Annotated in this window: 17 protein-coding genes; 10 read left to right on the forward strand and 7 right to left on the reverse strand. The window is 73.5% G+C overall.

Annotated elements, in window-relative coordinates:
* The first annotated feature begins 66 nt into the window (after positions 1-66).
* A complete protein-coding gene (locus AB0L25_RS10895) occupies positions 67-1,515 on the forward strand; it encodes an alpha/beta hydrolase (protein WP_500170788.1) in 1,449 nt (482 codons plus the stop codon).
* Positions 1,516-1,669: 154 nt separating this feature from the next.
* On the opposite strand, the gene add is transcribed toward AB0L25_RS10895, so the two are convergent.
* Together add and AB0L25_RS10905 are read right to left on the reverse strand one after the other, a co-directional pair.
* Positions 1,670-2,644 carry an adenosine deaminase gene (gene add / locus AB0L25_RS10900; protein WP_500170790.1) on the reverse strand — a complete coding sequence of 325 codons (975 nt, stop codon included), beginning with the start codon at positions 2,642-2,644 and terminating at the stop codon, positions 1,670-1,672.
* A 45-nt stretch (positions 2,645-2,689) separates the two neighbouring features.
* Positions 2,690-3,634, reverse strand: coding sequence for an iron-sulfur binding domain-containing protein (locus AB0L25_RS10905; protein WP_500170792.1), 945 nt, complete (start codon positions 3,632-3,634; stop codon positions 2,690-2,692).
* A gap of 69 nt (positions 3,635-3,703) precedes the next feature.
* Between AB0L25_RS10905 and AB0L25_RS10910 the strand changes: the two genes are divergently transcribed.
* Positions 3,704-4,291: a hypothetical protein gene (locus AB0L25_RS10910; protein WP_500170794.1), complete on the forward strand. Its 588-nt coding sequence runs from the start codon at positions 3,704-3,706 to the stop codon at positions 4,289-4,291.
* Here AB0L25_RS10910 and disA read toward each other — a convergent pair whose 3' ends face one another.
* The 4 genes from disA to AB0L25_RS10930 all read right to left on the reverse strand — a co-directional run bounded on the left by disA (position 4,292) and on the right by AB0L25_RS10930 (position 8,876).
* Positions 4,292-5,374 (reverse strand): DNA integrity scanning diadenylate cyclase DisA, encoded by a 1,083-nt coding sequence (gene disA, locus AB0L25_RS10915; protein WP_026403268.1) that lies wholly within the window; start codon positions 5,372-5,374, stop codon positions 4,292-4,294.
* A 113-nt stretch (positions 5,375-5,487) separates the two neighbouring features.
* Entirely contained in the window at positions 5,488-6,912 is a 1,425-nt protein-coding gene (radA, locus tag AB0L25_RS10920; RefSeq protein ID WP_500170796.1) for a DNA repair protein RadA, read from the reverse strand.
* Positions 6,913-6,992: 80 nt separating this feature from the next.
* Positions 6,993-8,048: an alpha/beta fold hydrolase gene (locus AB0L25_RS10925; protein WP_500170798.1), complete on the reverse strand. Its 1,056-nt coding sequence runs from the start codon at positions 8,046-8,048 to the stop codon at positions 6,993-6,995.
* Between the two features lie 129 nt (positions 8,049-8,177).
* Positions 8,178-8,876, reverse strand: coding sequence for a class I SAM-dependent methyltransferase (locus tag AB0L25_RS10930; RefSeq protein WP_500170800.1), 699 nt, complete (start codon positions 8,874-8,876; stop codon positions 8,178-8,180).
* Between the two features lie 117 nt (positions 8,877-8,993).
* On the opposite strand from AB0L25_RS10930, the gene AB0L25_RS10935 reads away from it, so the two are divergent.
* The 8 genes from AB0L25_RS10935 (at position 8,994) to AB0L25_RS10970 (ending at position 15,831) form a co-directional block, all read left to right on the forward strand.
* Entirely contained in the window at positions 8,994-9,878 is an 885-nt protein-coding gene (locus tag AB0L25_RS10935) for a sugar phosphate isomerase/epimerase family protein (RefSeq protein ID WP_500170802.1), read from the forward strand.
* Positions 9,875-10,489: a TetR/AcrR family transcriptional regulator gene (locus AB0L25_RS10940; protein ID WP_500170804.1), complete on the forward strand. Its 615-nt coding sequence runs from the start codon at positions 9,875-9,877 to the stop codon at positions 10,487-10,489. Before AB0L25_RS10935 ends, AB0L25_RS10940 begins: the two co-directional genes overlap by 4 nt.
* A gap of 56 nt (positions 10,490-10,545) precedes the next feature.
* Positions 10,546-11,277: an ABC transporter ATP-binding protein gene (locus AB0L25_RS10945; protein WP_500170806.1), complete on the forward strand. Its 732-nt coding sequence runs from the start codon at positions 10,546-10,548 to the stop codon at positions 11,275-11,277.
* The gene (locus AB0L25_RS10950) at positions 11,274-12,008 is read left to right on the forward strand and encodes an ABC transporter permease (protein ID WP_500170808.1); all 735 of its coding nucleotides are present in this window, start codon (positions 11,274-11,276) and stop codon (positions 12,006-12,008) included. The genes AB0L25_RS10945 and AB0L25_RS10950 overlap by 4 nt, the downstream gene beginning before the upstream one ends.
* A gap of 74 nt (positions 12,009-12,082) precedes the next feature.
* On the forward strand, positions 12,083-13,252 hold the full coding sequence (locus AB0L25_RS10955; RefSeq protein ID WP_500170810.1) for an LCP family protein: 1,170 nt from the start codon (positions 12,083-12,085) through the stop codon (positions 13,250-13,252).
* 33 nt (positions 13,253-13,285) lie between these two features.
* Positions 13,286-14,203: a proline dehydrogenase family protein gene (locus AB0L25_RS10960; RefSeq protein ID WP_500170812.1), complete on the forward strand. Its 918-nt coding sequence runs from the start codon at positions 13,286-13,288 to the stop codon at positions 14,201-14,203.
* Between the two features lie 27 nt (positions 14,204-14,230).
* Positions 14,231-15,025: a pyrroline-5-carboxylate reductase gene (gene proC / locus AB0L25_RS10965; protein WP_500170814.1), complete on the forward strand. Its 795-nt coding sequence runs from the start codon at positions 14,231-14,233 to the stop codon at positions 15,023-15,025.
* A 419-nt stretch (positions 15,026-15,444) separates the two neighbouring features.
* Entirely contained in the window at positions 15,445-15,831 is a 387-nt protein-coding gene (locus tag AB0L25_RS10970) for a hypothetical protein (RefSeq protein ID WP_500170816.1), read from the forward strand.
* On the opposite strand, the gene AB0L25_RS10975 is transcribed toward AB0L25_RS10970, so the two are convergent.
* A complete protein-coding gene (locus AB0L25_RS10975; RefSeq protein ID WP_500170818.1) occupies positions 15,828-16,784 on the reverse strand; it encodes an alpha/beta hydrolase in 957 nt (318 codons plus the stop codon). The genes AB0L25_RS10970 and AB0L25_RS10975 overlap by 4 nt on opposite strands.
* Between the last annotated feature and the right edge of the window lie 64 nt (positions 16,785-16,848).

Raw genomic sequence — 16,848 nt, forward strand, 5'->3', positions numbered from 1 at the left:
ATCAAAGTCTTGAGGACCGGCGCCGTCCCCGTCGGACGGCTCTCCCACGCGAAGGGCATGTAGTTCATGCTGCGCAAGAACAGGCGGGCCGCCTGGACCGCCGCGGCCGCCGCGGGGCTCGCGATCGCCGGCGTCGCCGCACCGGCGGCGTCCGCCGCCGAGCCCGTTCCCGCCCCCCGCATCACCTGGACGACCTGCGGCGACGACGGCCGCGCCCAGTGCGGCACCCTCACCCTCCCCGTCGACTGGGACGATCCGGACGGCCCCGCGTTCGAGCTCGCCGTCGCGCGCCGCACGGCCCGCGACCCGGGCGCCCGCATCGGCACGCTCGTCTTCGGGCCCGGCGGGCCGGGCGACTCGGGCGTCGCGCTCGTCAGGGACCGCGTCGACCGCTTCAGCGAGGACGTGCAGCGCCGATTCGACATCGTCAGCTTCGACCCCCGCGGCGTGGGCGCCAGCGCGCCCATCACGTGCTCGACGGAAGTCCTGCAGGCACGTCCGTCCCCGGTCATGGCGAGCGCGGCGGACTTCGAGCGGACGATCGCCTACAACGCCCGGGCCCGCGAGGACTGCATCGAGCATTCCGGCCCGATCTACGACAACGCCGACACGCTCAGCACCGTCAAGGACCTCGACGCGATCCGGACGGCGCTCGGCGAGTCCCGGCTGACCTTCCACGGCAGCTCCTACGGGACGCTCCTCGGCGAGCAGTACGCCGAGGCGTACCCCGAGCGCGTCCGCGCGATGGTGCTGGAGAGCGTCGTCGACCACAGCCGCCGCGACGCCCGATCGTTCCTGACGTCCCAGGCATGGGCGGCCCAGGACTCGTTCGACGAGTTCGTCAAGTGGTGTGACCGCACCCCCGACTGCGCCTTGCACGGACGAGACGTCCGCGCCGTCTGGCAAGACCTCCGCGAGCGCGCGCGCCAAGGCGACCTGGACGGCCTGCAGGAAACCGCCCTCGTCCACATCGCCTTCCGCGCCCTCTACGGCCCCGACTGGAGCGAGCTCGCCCAGACCATCGCGGACCTCGACGCGGGCAAGGAACCACCCGCCGTCAAGGCCGCCGCCGGCCCCACCGCCAAGGACCCGTTCACGGGCGTCTTCTGCTCCGACTGGAGCCTCCCCGTCCGCGACCACCGGCACTGGGAGCGGCTGATGCGCCAGGTGGAGAAGGTCGCGCCCGACATGACGTACACGCGCCCCGTCCAGGCCGCGGCCGCCTGCCTCGGCTCCCCGCAGCCGGTCGCGAACCCGCAGCACCGCCTGGACGTCCGCGGCCTGCGGACGCCGATCCTGCTCGCGAACGCCCGGCACGACCCGGCGTCCGGATACAACTGGGCGACGAACACGGCCCGGCAGCTCGGCCGCGAAGGCGTCCTCCTCACCTACGAGGGCGCGGGCCACGGCAGCTACGACCGCGGCCCCTGCATGCAGGGCACCATCGACCGCTACCTCATCGACCTGAAGGTCCCCGCACGCGGCACGACCTGCCCCGCCGTCCCCGCCACCTGACCCCGCCGGGCCTGGGACGGGCCCGACCCGTCCCAGGCCCGGCCCCGTCCTGTGCCCTCCGCTCGTGGCCGGCTTGCCGCGTCGTGGGCGGCCGGCATGGCGCGTCCACCGGTATCGGCGGCCGGGGCACGTGCGCCCCGCGGGCGTGAGGTGGTCAGGGGGTGGACAGCCAGGCGTCGATCTCGGCTTGCAGGCGGGTCTTGATGGCGGCCGGGGCGAAGGAGGCCTCGATGCCGGTGCGGGCGAGGTCGGCGAGGGTGCGGTCGTCGTAGCCGAAGGCGTCGCGGACGTGCGCGTACTCGGCGGCCAGCGGGGTGTCGATCAGGGCGGGGATGTCGGTGTTGAGGGTGACGAGGAGACCGGCGTCGCGGAGGCGGGGCAGGGGGTGTTCGGCGAGGGACGGGGCGAAGCCGAGGGCGACGTTGGACGTCGGGCACACCTCCAGCGGGACGCGGCGCTCGCGGACCTCGGCGACGAGGTCGGGGTCGTCGAGGACGCGGATGCCGTGGCCGAGGCGTTCGGTGCGGCCGGGGCCGAGCGCCTGGCGGATGCTCGCGGGGCCCTCGCCCTCGCCCGCGTGGTGCACGACGTGGAGTCCGGCGTCGCGGGCCGCGGCGAAGACGTCCGTGAACGGGTCGCCCGGGTGGGACTCGTCGCCCGCGAGGCCGACCGCGGCGACGCCGTCGTGGCGGCGGGCCAGGTCGAGGGTGCGCCAGGCGCGTTCGACGGGGCGGCGGCGGGAGTGGTCGAGCAGCAGGCGGCACTCGACGCCGAAGTCGGCGCGTCCGGCGTCGAGGCCCTCCGAGACGGCCGCGAGCGGCATGCCGAGGTCGCCGAGGCGCTCGCCGTGCGCGGCGGCGGTGAAGGACGGCTCGGCGTAGCGGGTGCCCTGGGCGGCCTCGTCGGCGCAGAACTCGTAGGCGATGCGGCGGAAGTCGTCCGGTCGCCGCAGGCACGCGCGGACCAGGTCGTTCTGCGCGAAGAACGCGTCGAACCCGCCGAACGCTCCCACGCGGTCGGGTACCCGGACGCCGTTCGCGGCGCCGATCTCGCGGAGCGTGTCCCACCGCACGGTGCTCTCGAGGTGGACGTGCAGGTGGGCCTTCGGCAGGGTCAGCAGATCGCGCACCCGCGGCACGCTACGGTCCGGCTCCGCCGGTGCGCGACCGATTTTTCAGGCCGGCAGGGCGTAACGGCCGTCGTCGAGGGGGTCGACGAGGCCGTCCGCGACGAGCGCGTCGAGGGCCCGCTCCCGCTGGACGGCGTCGGACCAGACGACGTCCAGCGCCGGCTTCTCGACGGGGCCGTCGGCGTCGCGGAGGACGGCGAGGAGCCGCCCGCGGCACTGGCGGTCGGTGCCCGCGTAGGTCTGGCCGCGGCGCGGCGGGCCGTCGTGGGCGGGGCGGCCGTCGCGGTGCCAGCGGCAGCGGTCCAGGACGGGGCAGTCGACGCAGCGGGGCGAGCGGGCGGTGCAGACGAGCGCGCCGAGCTCCATGACGGCGACGGCCCAGCGGGCGGCGGTCGGCGCGTCCGGCGGCAGCAGCGACTCGGCGAGCGCCACCTCCGCCTTCGTCTGCGACTTCGGCGGGTACTCGGCGCCCGACACCAGCCGGGACAGGACCCGGCGGACGTTCGTGTCGAGGACGGCGTGCCGCTGCCCGAACGCGAAGCTCGCGACGGCGGCGGCCGTGTAGGCGCCGATGCCGGGGAGGGCGAGCAGGTCGGCGTGCGCGGCGGGCACCTCGCCGCCGTGCCGCTCGACGATCGCGCGGGCGGCTTCGTGCAGCCGGAGCGCGCGGCGCGGGTACCCGAGCCGGCCCCAGGCGCGGACGGCCTCGCCGGACGGCTCGGCGGCGAGCGCGGCGGGCGTCGGCCAGCGGTCCAGCCAGGCGCGCCACACGGGCAGGACGCGGGCGACTGGCGTCTGCTGGAGCATGATCTCGCTGACCAGCACGCCCCACGGGGTCGCGTCGCCGGCGCGCCACGGCAGGTCGCGGGCGTGGACGTCGTACCAGGCGATGATCGAGCCGGTGTACGTCGAGTCGGTGTACGTCGAGTCGGTGTACGTCGAGTCGGTGTACGTCGAGTCGGTGTACGTCGAGTCGGTGTGTGAGGTCATGGCGGACGGCCATTGTGGCACGCGGCGGGTCGGCGCCCGTCCCGCTTGTGCCGGTTGCATACTGACTGCATGGATGTCGACACGGACGGTGACGACGGGCGGTACTGGCGGCGGCGCGTCCTGGCGCTCGCCGGGGTGCTCGGCGTGGTGGTCGTGCTGGCCTGGGGGTGCATGCGGGGGTCGTCCGAGGAGCCGGTGAGCCGCACGGTCGCCGAGGCGGCGACGCCGCCGCCCCCGCCGACCGCGATGCCGACGGTCACCGTGACCGTGACGACGACCCCGGCGCCGGGCGAGGACGGCGCCGCGTGCGAGGACGACGACGTCGTCGTCACGCTCGGCACCGCGGAGAAGAGCTACGCGGGCGGGGAGAGGCCGGCGTTCCGGGTGACGGTCGTGAACACGGCGGAGAACACGTGCCGGTTCGACACCGGGTCGCTGGACCTGCGGATCACGTCGGGCGACGACCGGATCTGGTCGTCCGCCGAGTGCCGGGACGGGGACGCGGCGCAGGAGTCGCTGCGGCGGGGCGTCCCGTACGTCCGGGAGATCGTGTGGGACCGGCGGCGGGGCTGCGGCGGGGACGCCGCCGGGGCCGGGACGTACGTCGCGGACCTGCACGACCGCAAGGGGAAGCGGCAGGTGTTCAGGCTCGGCTGATCAGACGTAGCGTTCGAGGATGGACGACTCGGCGAGCCGGGACAGTCCCTCGCGGACGCTGCGAGCGCGCGACTCGCCGACGCCGCCGACGGCCTGCAGGTCGTCGATGCTGGCGGCGAGCAGCTTCTGCAGGCCGCCGAAGTGCTCGACGAGCCGCTCGACGACCATGCTCGGCAGCCGCGGGACCTTCGCGAGCAGCCGGAACCCCTTCGGGCTGACGGGCAGGTCGAGGGCGTCGGGGCCCGCGAAGCCCATGACCTCGGCGACCGTGGACAGGTCGAGGAGCTCGTTGGCGGACAGGACGTCGAGGGCGGCGAGGATCGCGTCGACGCCGCGGGCCCGGGTGTCGTCGGACGGGTAGTCGCGGACGATCAGCTCCCGGTCGACGTCGACGCCCGACACCAGTTCGTCCAGCTGGAGGGAGAGCAGCCGGCCGTCGGTGCCGAGCTCGACGACGTAGCCCTCGATCTCGTCGGCGATGCGGCGCACCATCTCGAGGCGCTGCACGACGGCGCTGACGTCGCGGACGGTGACGAGGTCCTCGATCTCGAGGGCGGACAGCGTCCCGGACACCTCGTCGAGCCGCAGCTTGTACCGTTCGAGCGTCGCGAGGGCCTGGTTGGCCTTGGACAGGATGGCCGCGGAGTCTTCGAGGACGTAGCGGATGCCGTCCAGGTACAGCGCGATGATGTGCATCGACTGGCTGACGGAGATGACCGGGTGGCCGGTCTGGCGGGCGACGCGCTCGGCGGTGCGGTGCCGGGTGCCCGACTCCTCGGTGGGGATCGTCGAGTCGGGGACGAGGTGGACGGCGGCCCGCACGATCCGGCTGTTGCCGGTGCCCAGCACGATGGCGCCGTCCATCTTCGCGAGTTCCCGCAGGCGGGTGGCGGAGAACTCGACGTCGAGCTCGAAGCCGCCGGAGCACAGCTCGGCGACGAGGTCGTCGTAGCCGAGCACGATCAGCGCGCCGGTGTGGCCCCGCAGGATGCGCTCCAGGCCGTCCCGGATCTGGGTGCCCGGAGCCACCGCGGCGAGCGTGGCGCGGCGTCGTTCGTCATGGGACTTGTCGTGTGCTGGCACCTGGCCCCCGGAGGTCGCTGGACGGCGTCAGTTTACCGAGCGGCCCCGTTCGCCGGTTCCTCCCCTGGTCGCAACCGGGGGCCGCACCGGGTAATACTCTGGCGCTACCCGCGTCACGGCGCGGTAAAGGCGACTTGCAAAGCCTGCTGCAGGCTGTCGACCTCCATCACCTTCATGCCCTCGTAACTGGACAGCTGCGGGTCGGCGCGCTTGAGCGGCGAACCGTCCGCGAGTTCCAGCGACCCGCGCGGCACCACCGCGTGCTTGAACCCGAGCCGGGCGGCCTCCGCGAGCCGCCGCTGCACCCCCGGGACGACCCGCGCCTCCCCGGCCAGCCCCACCTCCCCGAGCGCGATCAGGCTGCTCGACAGCGACTGCTCCACCGTCGAGCCCGCCACCGCCAGCGCGAGCGCGAGGTCGACGGACGTCTCGGTGAGCCGCACGCCGCCGACCGTCGACACGTAGACGTCCTGCTCGTGCATCGAGATCTTGCAGCGCTGCGCGAGGACGGCCAGCACCATCGCCACCCGCGACGTGTCGAGCCCCGAACTGGCCCGCCGCGGCGCCGGCAGGTGCGACTTCGCGACGAGCGCCTGCACCTCGGCGACGAGCGGCCGGCGCCCCTCGAGCGTCACGGTGACGCACGTCCCCGGGACCGGCTCGTCCCGCCGGGTGAGGAACAGGCCGCTCGGGTCCGGGAGCCCGACGATGCCGACCTCCGAGAGGTCGAAGCAGCCCAGTTCGTCCGTGGGCCCGTACCGGTTCTTCACCGCCCGGATCATCCGCAGCCGCGAGTGCCGGTCGCCCTCGAAGTACAGGACGACGTCCACGAGGTGCTCGAGCAGCCGCGGGCCCGCGATCGCCCCCTCCTTCGTGACGTGCCCGACGAGCACGACCGTGATGCCGCGCTCCTTCGCGACCCGGATGAGGTTCGCCGCGACCTCCCGGATCTGCGTGACGCCCCCGGGCGCCCCGTCGACCTCGGACGTCCCGATCGTCTGGATCGAGTCGACGACCATCAGCGTCGGCTCCACCGCGTCGACGTGCCCGAGCACCGCCGACAGCTCCGTCTCGGCCGCGAGGTACAGCTCGTCGGTGATCGCGCCGACCCGGTCGGCCCGCAGCCGCACCTGCTCGGCCGACTCCTCGCCTGTCACGTACAGGACGCGCTTCGCCTCGCCGTCGTCGCCCTTCTGGGACGCGAGCGCCGCGACCTCCAGCAGCAGCGTCGACTTGCCGATGCCGGGCTCACCGGCGAGCAGCAGCACCGCCCCGGGGACGATCCCGCCGCCGAGCACCCGGTCGAGTTCGTCCAGCCCGGTGGGCCGGGACTGCGCGGACCGCACGTCGACCTGCCCGATCGGCCGCGCGGGCGTGCTGACCGGCCCCGCGCTCACCACCCGCGCGGGCGTCGCCGACGCCCCCTCGATGACGGTGCCCCACGTCTGGCACTCGCCGCACCGCCCGACCCACTTGGACGTCTGCCACCCGCACTCCGAGCACCGGTACGCCGCCTTGGCCGCCTTCGCCTTAGCCATAGCGACGAAGCCTAGAGCCCCCCACCGACACCCGCCCTCTCCACGGCGAGAACGAGCCGAGTCCGGCGGGGGCGCCGGGGTCAGGAGGCGTTCTTGCGGGCGCGTTCGATGAGGTCGGCGAGGTGGTCGGCGACGATGGCGGGGCGTTCGAGCATGGCCATGTGGCCGGCGGTGGGGATCACCTCGAGGCGGGCGTTCGGGACGCAGTCGGCGATCTTGAGGCTGTGCTCGACGGGGGTGAGCATGTCGTTCTCGGCGCCGATGACGAGGGTGTCGGCGGCGCCGAGGGCCGCGCAGTCGCTGATCACGTTCGTGGTGATCATCGCGCGGAGGAGGTCGACGAGGGCGTCCATCCGGGTGTCGGCCATCATCTGCTCGCCGAACGCGACGGCGGCGGGGGAGGCGTCGGGGCCGAAGGCGACGAGGTCCTCGACGAGCATGGACGCGGCGCGGCCGAGGTGGCGGACGCGTTCGATGGCCGCGGAGCCGGCCCCGGCGGCGTACAGGGCGCGGGGGAGGAGGCGGTGGGTGGTGCGGGCGATGAGGGCGGGCAGGCCGAGGGTGACCTCGCCGAGGCCGCCGGAGGACGTGCAGAGCAGCCCGGTGGCGAGGACCTTGCGGCCCATGAGGCCGGGGTTCGCGTCGGCGAACCGCATGGTGGTCATGCCGCCCATGGAGTGGCCGACGAGGACGACGGGGGTGTCGGCGGGGACGGTCGCGTCGATGACGGCGCCGAGGTCGGCGGCGAGCTGGTCGAAGTCGTGGCGGTCGCGGGCGCCGCCGTCGGAGCGGCCGTGGCCGCGCTGGTCCCAGAAGACGAGGCGGCCGAGGCCGCGCAGGGCCTTGCGCTGGAAGTGCCAGGAGTCCTGGGTGAGGGTCCAGCCGTGGGAGAAGACGACGGCGAGGTCGGTGCGGTCGGCGCCGTCGATCTCGGCGTAGAGGCGGGTGCCGTCGTCGGCGCGGACCGGGGCGGGGCGGCCGCGCAGCGAGCCGAAGGGCTCGCCGGCGTGGGGGTCGGGGCGCAGTTGCAGGCGGCGGACGGCGCGGCGCTGCGCGGCCAGTCCGGCGCCCGCTCCGGCCGCGCCGAGCGCGGTGGCGGTCAGGATCGTGCGGCTCGTCGTGGCGACTCGGCCCATGGCCGGTTCCTCCCGTTCCCTCAGGTCGCGCACGCCGGGCGGGGCGGCGCGAACGCCTGCGCCGATTGTTGTACAGGTGGTCCAGTAGGGCCAGGGGCGGGCCCCGAATGTGACCGACCAGTCAGTAACTCACGCGTAACGCCACCATAGATTGACCGCGTAGTCCACTTCGAGCCCCTCGTGCTCGGCCAGGACGTCGGCGGCGAGGTCCGGCGGGAACTCGATGTGCAGGACGGCCGCGAGGTCGCGGCGGTCGTCGAACAGCCAGCGGATCGTCAGCGGCTCGCGCGCGAACCCGCGGCGCGTCCAGAAGCGTTCGACCGCGTCCGGGTCGTACTTCGGCAGGGAGCGGCGGAACCAGCGGCCGAACGTCGAGCGGGTCGCGTCGTTGTCGATGACGAAGATCGCCCCGCCGCGCCGGACGACCCGGTCCAGTTCGGCGAGTCCCGGTTCGCAGCCGGGCCCGAAGAAGTACGCCCACCGCGCGTGGACGACGTCCACGGAGGCGTCCGGGAGCGGCAGGGCCTGCGCGGAACCGACACGGACGGTGACGTTCGGCGCGTCCTTCGCGCGGCGCGCGGCGGCCGCGGCGAGGCCCGCGTGCGGTTCGACGCCGACGACGCGCGCGGCCTCCTCGGCGAAGAACGGCAGGTGGTAGCCGGTTCCGCAGCCGACGTCGAGGACGGTCGCGCCGGTCCACGGCCGGATCGCGCGCATCGCCGCGGGGAGGACCCCGTCGGGGTCCACCGCCCGGTTCTCCAGCTCGTAGACCTGCGGGGAGTTCCAGATGTTGGGGCTCGGCACGGCGCCCGGAGCGATCTCGGCCACGGGGACAGAGCGTAGCCGGGCGATTCGGATCACTCCGGGGTGAGGGTTTCAACGCGGCTCCGGGCGCATAGGCTTTCCGTACGAACACTGCCGAGCGATCACTGTGGCGAGGAAGCCTTGACCCCGCAGCACAACGGCGCCTTCTCTCCGGCACTCCGGGTGCCCGACGCTCCGATCACGCTGTCCACGGCGTCGGTCTATCCCGAGAAGGTGCCGAGCGCGTTCGAGATCGCCGCCCTGCTCGGTTACGACGGCGTCGAGGTGATGGTCTCGACGGACGCGTCCTCGCAGGACCTCAACGTCCTGCGGCGCCTCTCCGACTACCACCAGGTCCCGATCAAGTCGATCCACGCGCCCTGCCTGCTGCTCACCCAGCGGGTGTGGGGCCGCGAGCCGTGGGGCAAGCTGGTCCGCTCCAAGGAGGTCGCGGAGGAGCTGGGCGCCGAGGTCGTGGTCGTGCACCCGCCGTTCCGCTGGCAGCGCGACTACGCGCGCGACTTCGTCGGCGGCCTCGCCCGCATGCAGGACGAGACGGACGTCCTGTTCGCGGTCGAGAACATGTTCCCGCTGAAGGCGCGCGGCGCCGAGGCCGGCATGTACCTGCCCGACTGGAACCCGATCGACCAGGACTACCCGCACGTGACGCTCGACCTGTCGCACACGGCGGTGTCCGGTTCGGACGCCCTCGACATGGCCGGGCGGCTCGGCGACCGGCTCCGCCACATCCACCTGGCGGACGGCGTCGGCATCACGAACAAGGACGAGCATCTCGTCCCGGGGCGGGGCTCGCAGCCGTGCGGGCCGATGCTGGAGACGCTCGCCGAGACCGGTTTCCGCGGGCACATCGTCCTCGAGGTCAACACGCGGCGCGCGTCCAACCGCGCCGAGCGCGTCGAGGACCTGGCCGAGGCGCTCGCGTTCGCCCGCCTGCACCTCGCCGCGGCCGACCGCACCTGGGAGGTCACGTCCGGCGGCGAGGTCAGCCGCCGGAGCGCCCGGTGACGCCCGCCCAGGGGACGGACGGGACGCGCGCGCCGCGCGGCCCCCGCGGGCCGGGGCGGCGGCCGGGGCAGACGGAGACGCGCGAGGCGATCCTCGCCGCGGCCCGCGAGCTGTTCGCCGAGAAGGGCTACGACGGGGCGTCGCTGCGGGCGATCGCGCGGGCCGCGGGCGTCGATCCCGCGCTCGTCCACCACTTCTTCGGCAACAAGGAGGGCGTGTTCGTCGAGGCGATGCGCTTCCCGGTGGACCCGAGCGTCCTGCTGCCGCGCATCATGGCCGCGCCGCGGGAGCGGCTCGGCGAGACGATGGCGCGCACGTTCCTGAGCGTCTGGCAGGACCCGGACCGCCGCGCCCCCCTCCTGGCGATGCTGCGTTCCGCGATGACGAACGAGCGCGCGGCGGCGCTGATGCGCGAGTTCCTGAGCAGCGCCCTGTTCGCCCGCGCGGGCGCGGCCACGGACGTCCCGCAGCTGCGGCTCCAGGCGGCGGCGGGGCAGATGATCGGCATGATGATCCTGCGGCACGTGCTGCGCGTCGAGCCGCTGGCGTCGGCCTCCGAGGACGAGATGGTCGAGCTCGTCGCGCCCGTCCTGCAGTCCTACCTGGGCTGACCGCCGAACTTCCCGAGCGTCTTGACCGGGGCTTCGCGCCGACCTAAATTCAACACATGATGAGTTCTACTCCGGCGGTGAGCGTCCGCGGCCTCCGGGTGGCGCGCGGCGGCAGGGACGTCCTGCACGGGCTCACGTTCGACGTGCCCGCGGGGTCCGTGGTGGGGCTCCTCGGGCCCAGCGGGTGCGGCAAGACGACGCTGCTGCGCGCGCTCGTCGGCGTGCAGATCGTCGCGGGCGGCGAGGTCACGGTGCTCGGCGAGCCGGCCGGGTCGCCCGCGCTGCGGCGGCGCGTCGGGTACGCGACGCAGAGCCCCGCCGTCTACGCGGACCTGACCGTCGCCGAGAACCTCCGCTACTTCGCGTCCGTCCTGCGCGCGCCGCGCTCGGACGCCGACCGCGTCATCGCCGAGGTCGGGCTGTCCGGCAGCCGCGACCAGGTCGTCGCGACGCTGTCCGGCGGGCAGCTCAGCCGCGCCAACCTCGCCGTCGCGCTGCTCGGCTCCCCCGACCTCCTCGTGCTGGACGAACCGACCGTCGGCCTCGACCCGGTCCTGCGGCAGGAGCTGTGGGAACTGTTCCGCGGCCTCGCCGACCGGGGCGCGACGCTGCTGGTGTCCAGCCACGTGATGGACGAGGCGGGCCGCACCGACCGGCTCCTGCTCATGCGCGAGGGGCGGATCCTCGCCGACGGCACCCCCGACGGCCTGCGCGCCCGCACCGGCGTCGACGACCTCGAGGCGGCCTTCCTGCACCTGATCGCCGAGACGTCCGGGAGCGCGGCATGAACATCGCGATCACGCTGGCCACGACCCGCCGCATCCTCGCGCAGCTCCGCCACGACCGCCGCACGCTGGCGCTGCTCGTGCTCGTGCCGTCCGTCCTGATGATCCTGCTCCGGTACGTGTTCGACCGTCCCGAGCTGTTCGACCGGGTCGGCCCGATGCTGCTCGGGCTGTTCCCGTTCACGATCATGTTCATCGTGACGAGCGTCGCGACCCTCCGCGAGCGCACCAGCGGGACGCTCGAACGGCTGATGACCATGCCCGTCGGCAAGCTCGACCTGCTGCTCGGCTACGCGCTCGCGTTCGGGCTCGTCGCGCTCGTCCAGGTAGGAGTCGTCCTGGCGATCTCGCTGACCTGGCTCGGCCTCGACCTCACCGGCTCCCTCGGGTCGCTCGTTCTCGTCGCCGTCCTGGACGCCCTGCTCGGCATGGCCCTCGGCCTGTTCGCCAGCGCGTTCGCGCGTACGGAGTTCCAGGCCGTCCAGTTCATGCCCGCGTTCGTCCTGCCGCAGGCGCTGCTGTGCGGGCTGATCATGCCGCGCGAGCAGATGGCGTCGTGGCTGGAGGCGGTCTCGGCCGTCCTGCCGCTGACGTACGCCGTCGAGGGCATGCAGGAGATCGCCGGGGAGAGCGGCTTCACCGGCACGCTCGCCGCCGACGTCGCCGTCATCGCCGGGTTCACCGTCGTCGCGCTGCTGCTGGGCGCGGTCACCCTGCGCCGCCGCACCGCCTGACCCGTCCGTCCGAACCGGACACTTGGCCTCAAGTGCCCCGTCTCGCCCGGCGCGGGCTGGTACCTTCTCCCGACATGAACCCCCAGGATGTGCCCGGCACCCCGGCGTCCCCGAACCCCGACGGCCCGCCCCCGCAGCACGGGACGGACGCCGCCGCGGGAGGCGACGCCGCCGCGGGAGGCGGCGCCGCGGCCAACGACGTGTTCTGGGGCTCCGGGGAGAACGACGGGACGCCCCGCAAGAAGCGCTGGCCGCGCGTGCTCATCGCCATCGGCGTGTTCGTCGCGCTGATCGTCGCGGGGCTGGGCGGCCTGGTGTGGCAGCGGCAGTCGTCCTACAACGGCAACATCGACCGCATCCAGGGCGTCATGCCGGAGGCCAACCGGCCCGGCCCGAACGTCGCGGGCACCGAGAACTGGCTGCTCGTCGGCTCGGACCGGCGGTCCGACGAGCAGACCACGGGCGCGGGCAACGAGGCGTGGAAGCCCGGCCAGCAGCGCACCGACACGATCATGCTGATGCACCTGCCGGCCGACCGCAAGAAGGCGTACCTGATCTCGTTCCCGCGCGACTCCTGGGTGGACGTCCCCGGCTACGGCAGGCAGAAGATCAACGCCGCGTTCTCGTACGGCGGCCCGAAGCTGCTGATCCAGACGATCGAGGGCCTGACGGGCGTCCGCATCGACCACTACGGCGCGATCGACTTCGCCGGGTTCGAGTCGATGGTCGACGCGCTCGGCGGCGTCACCGTCAACATCAAGAACAGCGTGTACGACCCCGCCCGCAAGGTGAACTGGCAGGCCGGGCCGCAGGAGCTGAACGGCGAGGAGGCGCTCCTGTTCGTCCGGCAGCGGTACAACCTGCCGAACGGCGACTTCGACCGGATGAAGCGGCAGCAGGCCCTGCTGCGGGCCCTCGCCAAGAAGGCCGCCGACAGCGGAACCCTGACGAACCCGCTCAAACTCGACCGGTTCCTGTCCGCGCTCACCAAGTCGATCAGCGTCGACGAGGGCCTGTCCGGCGGCGACCTCCGCTCCCTCGCGCTGAGCATGCGCAACGTCCGCGTCTCCGACGTCACCTTCCTGACGACCCCGCACAAGGGAACCGGGATGGTGCAGAAGCAGAGCGTCGTCTTCCTCGACCCGCAGAAGGCGAAGGTCCTCTTCGACTCGGTGAAGACCGCCGAGATGGCCCAGTACGTCCAGCGGTACGGCGGCGGGAACAACCTCGGGGCCGTCTCGTAACCTGGTCGTGAGGCCGTCCGAGGGGGGTGCCCTGTGATTCGCCGGGCGTTGCTGGCCGCGTCGCACTCCGGCGGCGCGCGTCGGATCGTCGAGACCGCGCCGTTCGCCCGCGACGTCGCCCGCCGCTTCATCGCCGGCGAGACCGCCGCCGACGCCGCGCGCGTCACCGAACGGCTCACCGGCGAGGGCCTCCTCGTCACTCTCGACGTCCTCGGCGAAGACGTCCACGACAAGGAACGCGCCGAGACGAACGTCGGCAAGTACTGCGAACTCCTCGAACGCCTCGGCGCCGAGGGGCTCGGCGCGCGCGCGGAAGTCTCGCTGAAGCTCACGGCCGTCGGCCAGGCCCTCGACGAGGAACTCGCCCTCGACAACGCCCGCCGCGTCTGCGAGGCCGCCGCCTCCGCCGGGACGACCGTCACCCTCGACATGGAGGAACCCGAGACGGTCGACGCCACCCTCCGCACCGTCCACGAACTCCGGCGCGACCACCCCACCGTCGGCGCGGTCGTCCAGGCGTACCTGCGGCGCGCCGAGGAGTACTGCGCCGACCTCGCCTACGAGGGCTCCCGCGTGCGCCTGTGCAAGGGCGCGTACGCCGCGCCCGAGACGATCGCCTTCATCGAGAAGGACGAGATCGACAAGTCGTTCGTCCGCTGCATGAAGATCCTCATGGCCGGCAAGGGCTACCCGATGCTCGCCACCCACGACCCCCGCCTCATCGAGATCGCCGAGGCCCTCACCCTCCTGCACGCCCGCGACGCCGGCACCTTCGAGTACCAGATGCTGTACGGCGTCCGCCCGCAGGAACAGCGCCGGCTCGCCGCCGAGGGCGCCCAGGTCCGCGTGTACGTCGCGTACGGCCGTGACTGGTACGCCTACTTCATGCGGCGCCTCGCCGAGAGGCCCGCCAACCTGCGCCTCGTCGTGCGCTCCCTGGCCCGGCGATAGGGTGGACCGGCGTCGAAAGGTGAGCCGATGATCGCGATTCTGGGTGCCGGGAAGATGGGCGAGGCCCTCCTGTCCGGAGTGCTGCGGGCCGGGCGCCGTCCGTCCGACCTGGTGGCGACCGCGCGCCGCGAGGAGCGCGCCACGCTGCTCCGCGAGCGCTACGGCATCGACATCGTGTCCAACCCGCAGGCCGCCGCGAAGGCCGACACGCTCGTCCTCGCCGTCAAGCCCCAGGACATGGGCGCCCTCCTCGCCGAGGTCGGCCCGCACGTCCCGCCCGGCCGCCTCGTCATCTCGATGGCCGCGGGCATCACGACGTCCTTCATCGAGGACCGCCTCCCCGAGGGCACCCCGGTCGTCCGCGTCATGTCGAACACGCCCGTCCACGTGGACGAGGCCATGAGCGTCGTCTCCGCCGGCGCGCACGCCGACGAGACGCACCTCCACATGGCCGAGGAGCTGCTCACCCCCGTCGGCAAGGTCCTCCGCATCCCCGAATCCCTCCAGGACGGCGCGACCGCCCTCTCCGGCAGCGGGCCCGCGTACTTCTACTACCTCGTCGAGGCGATGGTCGACGCCGGCATCCTCCTCGGCATGCCCCGCGCCGCCGCCCTCGAGATGGTCATCCAGTCCGCCGTCGGCGCCGCCGTCATGCTCCGCGACTCCGGCGAACACCCCGTCCTCCTCCGCGAGGGCGTCACCTCCCCCGGCGGCACCACGATCGCCGCCATCCGCGAACTCGAACGCCACGGCGTCCGCGCGGCCGTCCTCGAAGCGATCGAGGCCGCCCGCAACCGAGGCCGCGAACTGGCGAGCGGCTGACCCCTCCCCCCACCCCGATGTCCCCCCGGACGCGCAGCGGTGCGGCGTCCGCGTGGCCGGGGCGGCTTGCACGGCCTCCGGGCGCCGAGCGCCCTCCGGCCGCGCTCGGAATCGGCCGTCCGGCACGTGGTGTGTGGGGTCGCGCGGGGGTGTGGTTCCGCGCTTGGTTCGTGGACGTGCGGTGGTGCGGCGGTCGCGTCCGGCACGGCTCGCGCGGCCTGCGGGCGCTGGGCGCCCTTCGGCCGCGCTGGGGGGCGCCCGTCCGGCGTGGGGTGTGTGGGTTCGCGCGGGGTGGGGCGAGTGCGGGTTCACTTGTGGGTGAGGCGGCTCGGGGAAAGTTCAGATTTGTACCGGGTCGGTTGAGCCGGGGGGCGGGTTCGTTCGTGTATGGGGGTATGGGACTCGTTATCCGTTTGGTCGTGGCCGCCGGGTTGGTGGTCGATGCGGTCGTGCACTGGTTGTACGCGCCGGACATGGCCTACCTGCAAGGTGGGTCGATCTCCGGGGAGTTGCTGTTCCAGGTGCAGGCGGCCGTGGCGGCGGTGGCGGCGGTGGTCGTGCTGGTGTACGGGAGCCGGTGGGCTTACGCGCTGGCGTTCGTGGTGGCGGGGAGCGCGGTGGGGGCGCTGCTGCTGTACCACTATGTGGACGTGGGGGCGCTGGGGCCGTTGCCGAACATGTACGACCCGATGTGGTACACGGAGAAGTGGCTCAGCCTCGTCGGGGAGGGCATCGCGACGGTCGTCGCGGTCGCCGGGTTCGTGCTGGCCTCGCGGGAGCGGGAGCGGGAGCCCGAGCCGGTCTAGGCGGCCGCTTCGGCGCGGGCGGAGCCGGTGACCTCGGTGATGAACCGGGCCGTGTCGCGCATGGCGGCGCTCGCCTCCGGGAGGACGCGGTTCAGGATCTGGAAGACGTGCATCTGGCCGTTCCACACCTGGAGTTCGCAGTCGGCGCCCGCGGTGGTGAGGGCGTCGGCGAGGGCCTCGGCCTCGGGGCGCAGGACCTCGGCGCCGCCGACCTGGATGAGGACGGGCGGCGTGTTTGTCCACGCGCAGGTGAGGAGCGCGACGCGGGGGTCGTCGAAGCCGTCCGGGCCGACGACGAGACGGGCGACGCGGCGGGCGGAGCGGGCGCTGATGTAGGGGTCGCGGGCCTCGGCCTTCGTGGAGAGTTCGCAGGTCAGGTCGACCCACGGGGAGAAGAGGACGAGCCCGGCGGGGGACGGCAGGCCGGTGCGGCAGATCTCGCCCGTGAGGGCCGCCGCGAGGTGCCCGCCGGCGGAGTCGCCCGCGAGGACGATGCCGGACGGCGGGACGCCGCGGGCGAGCAGCCACCGGTAGGCGGCGACGGCGTCCTCGAGGGGTGCGGGGAACGGGTGCTCGGGCGCGAGGCGGTAGCGGGGGACGAGCACGGGGAGGTTCGTGTCGAGGGTGAGGCGTGCGGTGATCGGCCGGTGCGTCCGGGGCGAGCAGAGCACGTAGCCGCCGCCGTGCAGGTACAGGATCGCGCCGGGTGCGGCCTCGGCGTCGCGGGCGACGACCCATTCGCCGGTGACGGGCGGTTCGCCGGATTCGACGCCCGGGTCGTGGAGGGGGTGGATCCGGACGCGCTGCGTGTGGCGGATCAGGAGGGACGCGGCGTCCACGGTGGAGCGGGCGGTGCGGATGCCGCCGGCGTGGCCGGGGATGCGGTCCATGAACGGATGGACGCCGAGGCGGAGCGCGTTGCTGATCACGCGGCTGCGTACGCTCGGGTCCATCGTTCCTCCAGTGTTCCTTTGCGGTCAGGTAGATATATGCCCAAATCTGGCCTGTTGTCCACGT

It is taken from the genome of Spirillospora sp. NPDC052242 (assembly GCF_040679555.1).
Classification (GTDB): Bacteria; Actinomycetota; Actinomycetes; order Streptosporangiales; family Streptosporangiaceae; genus Spirillospora.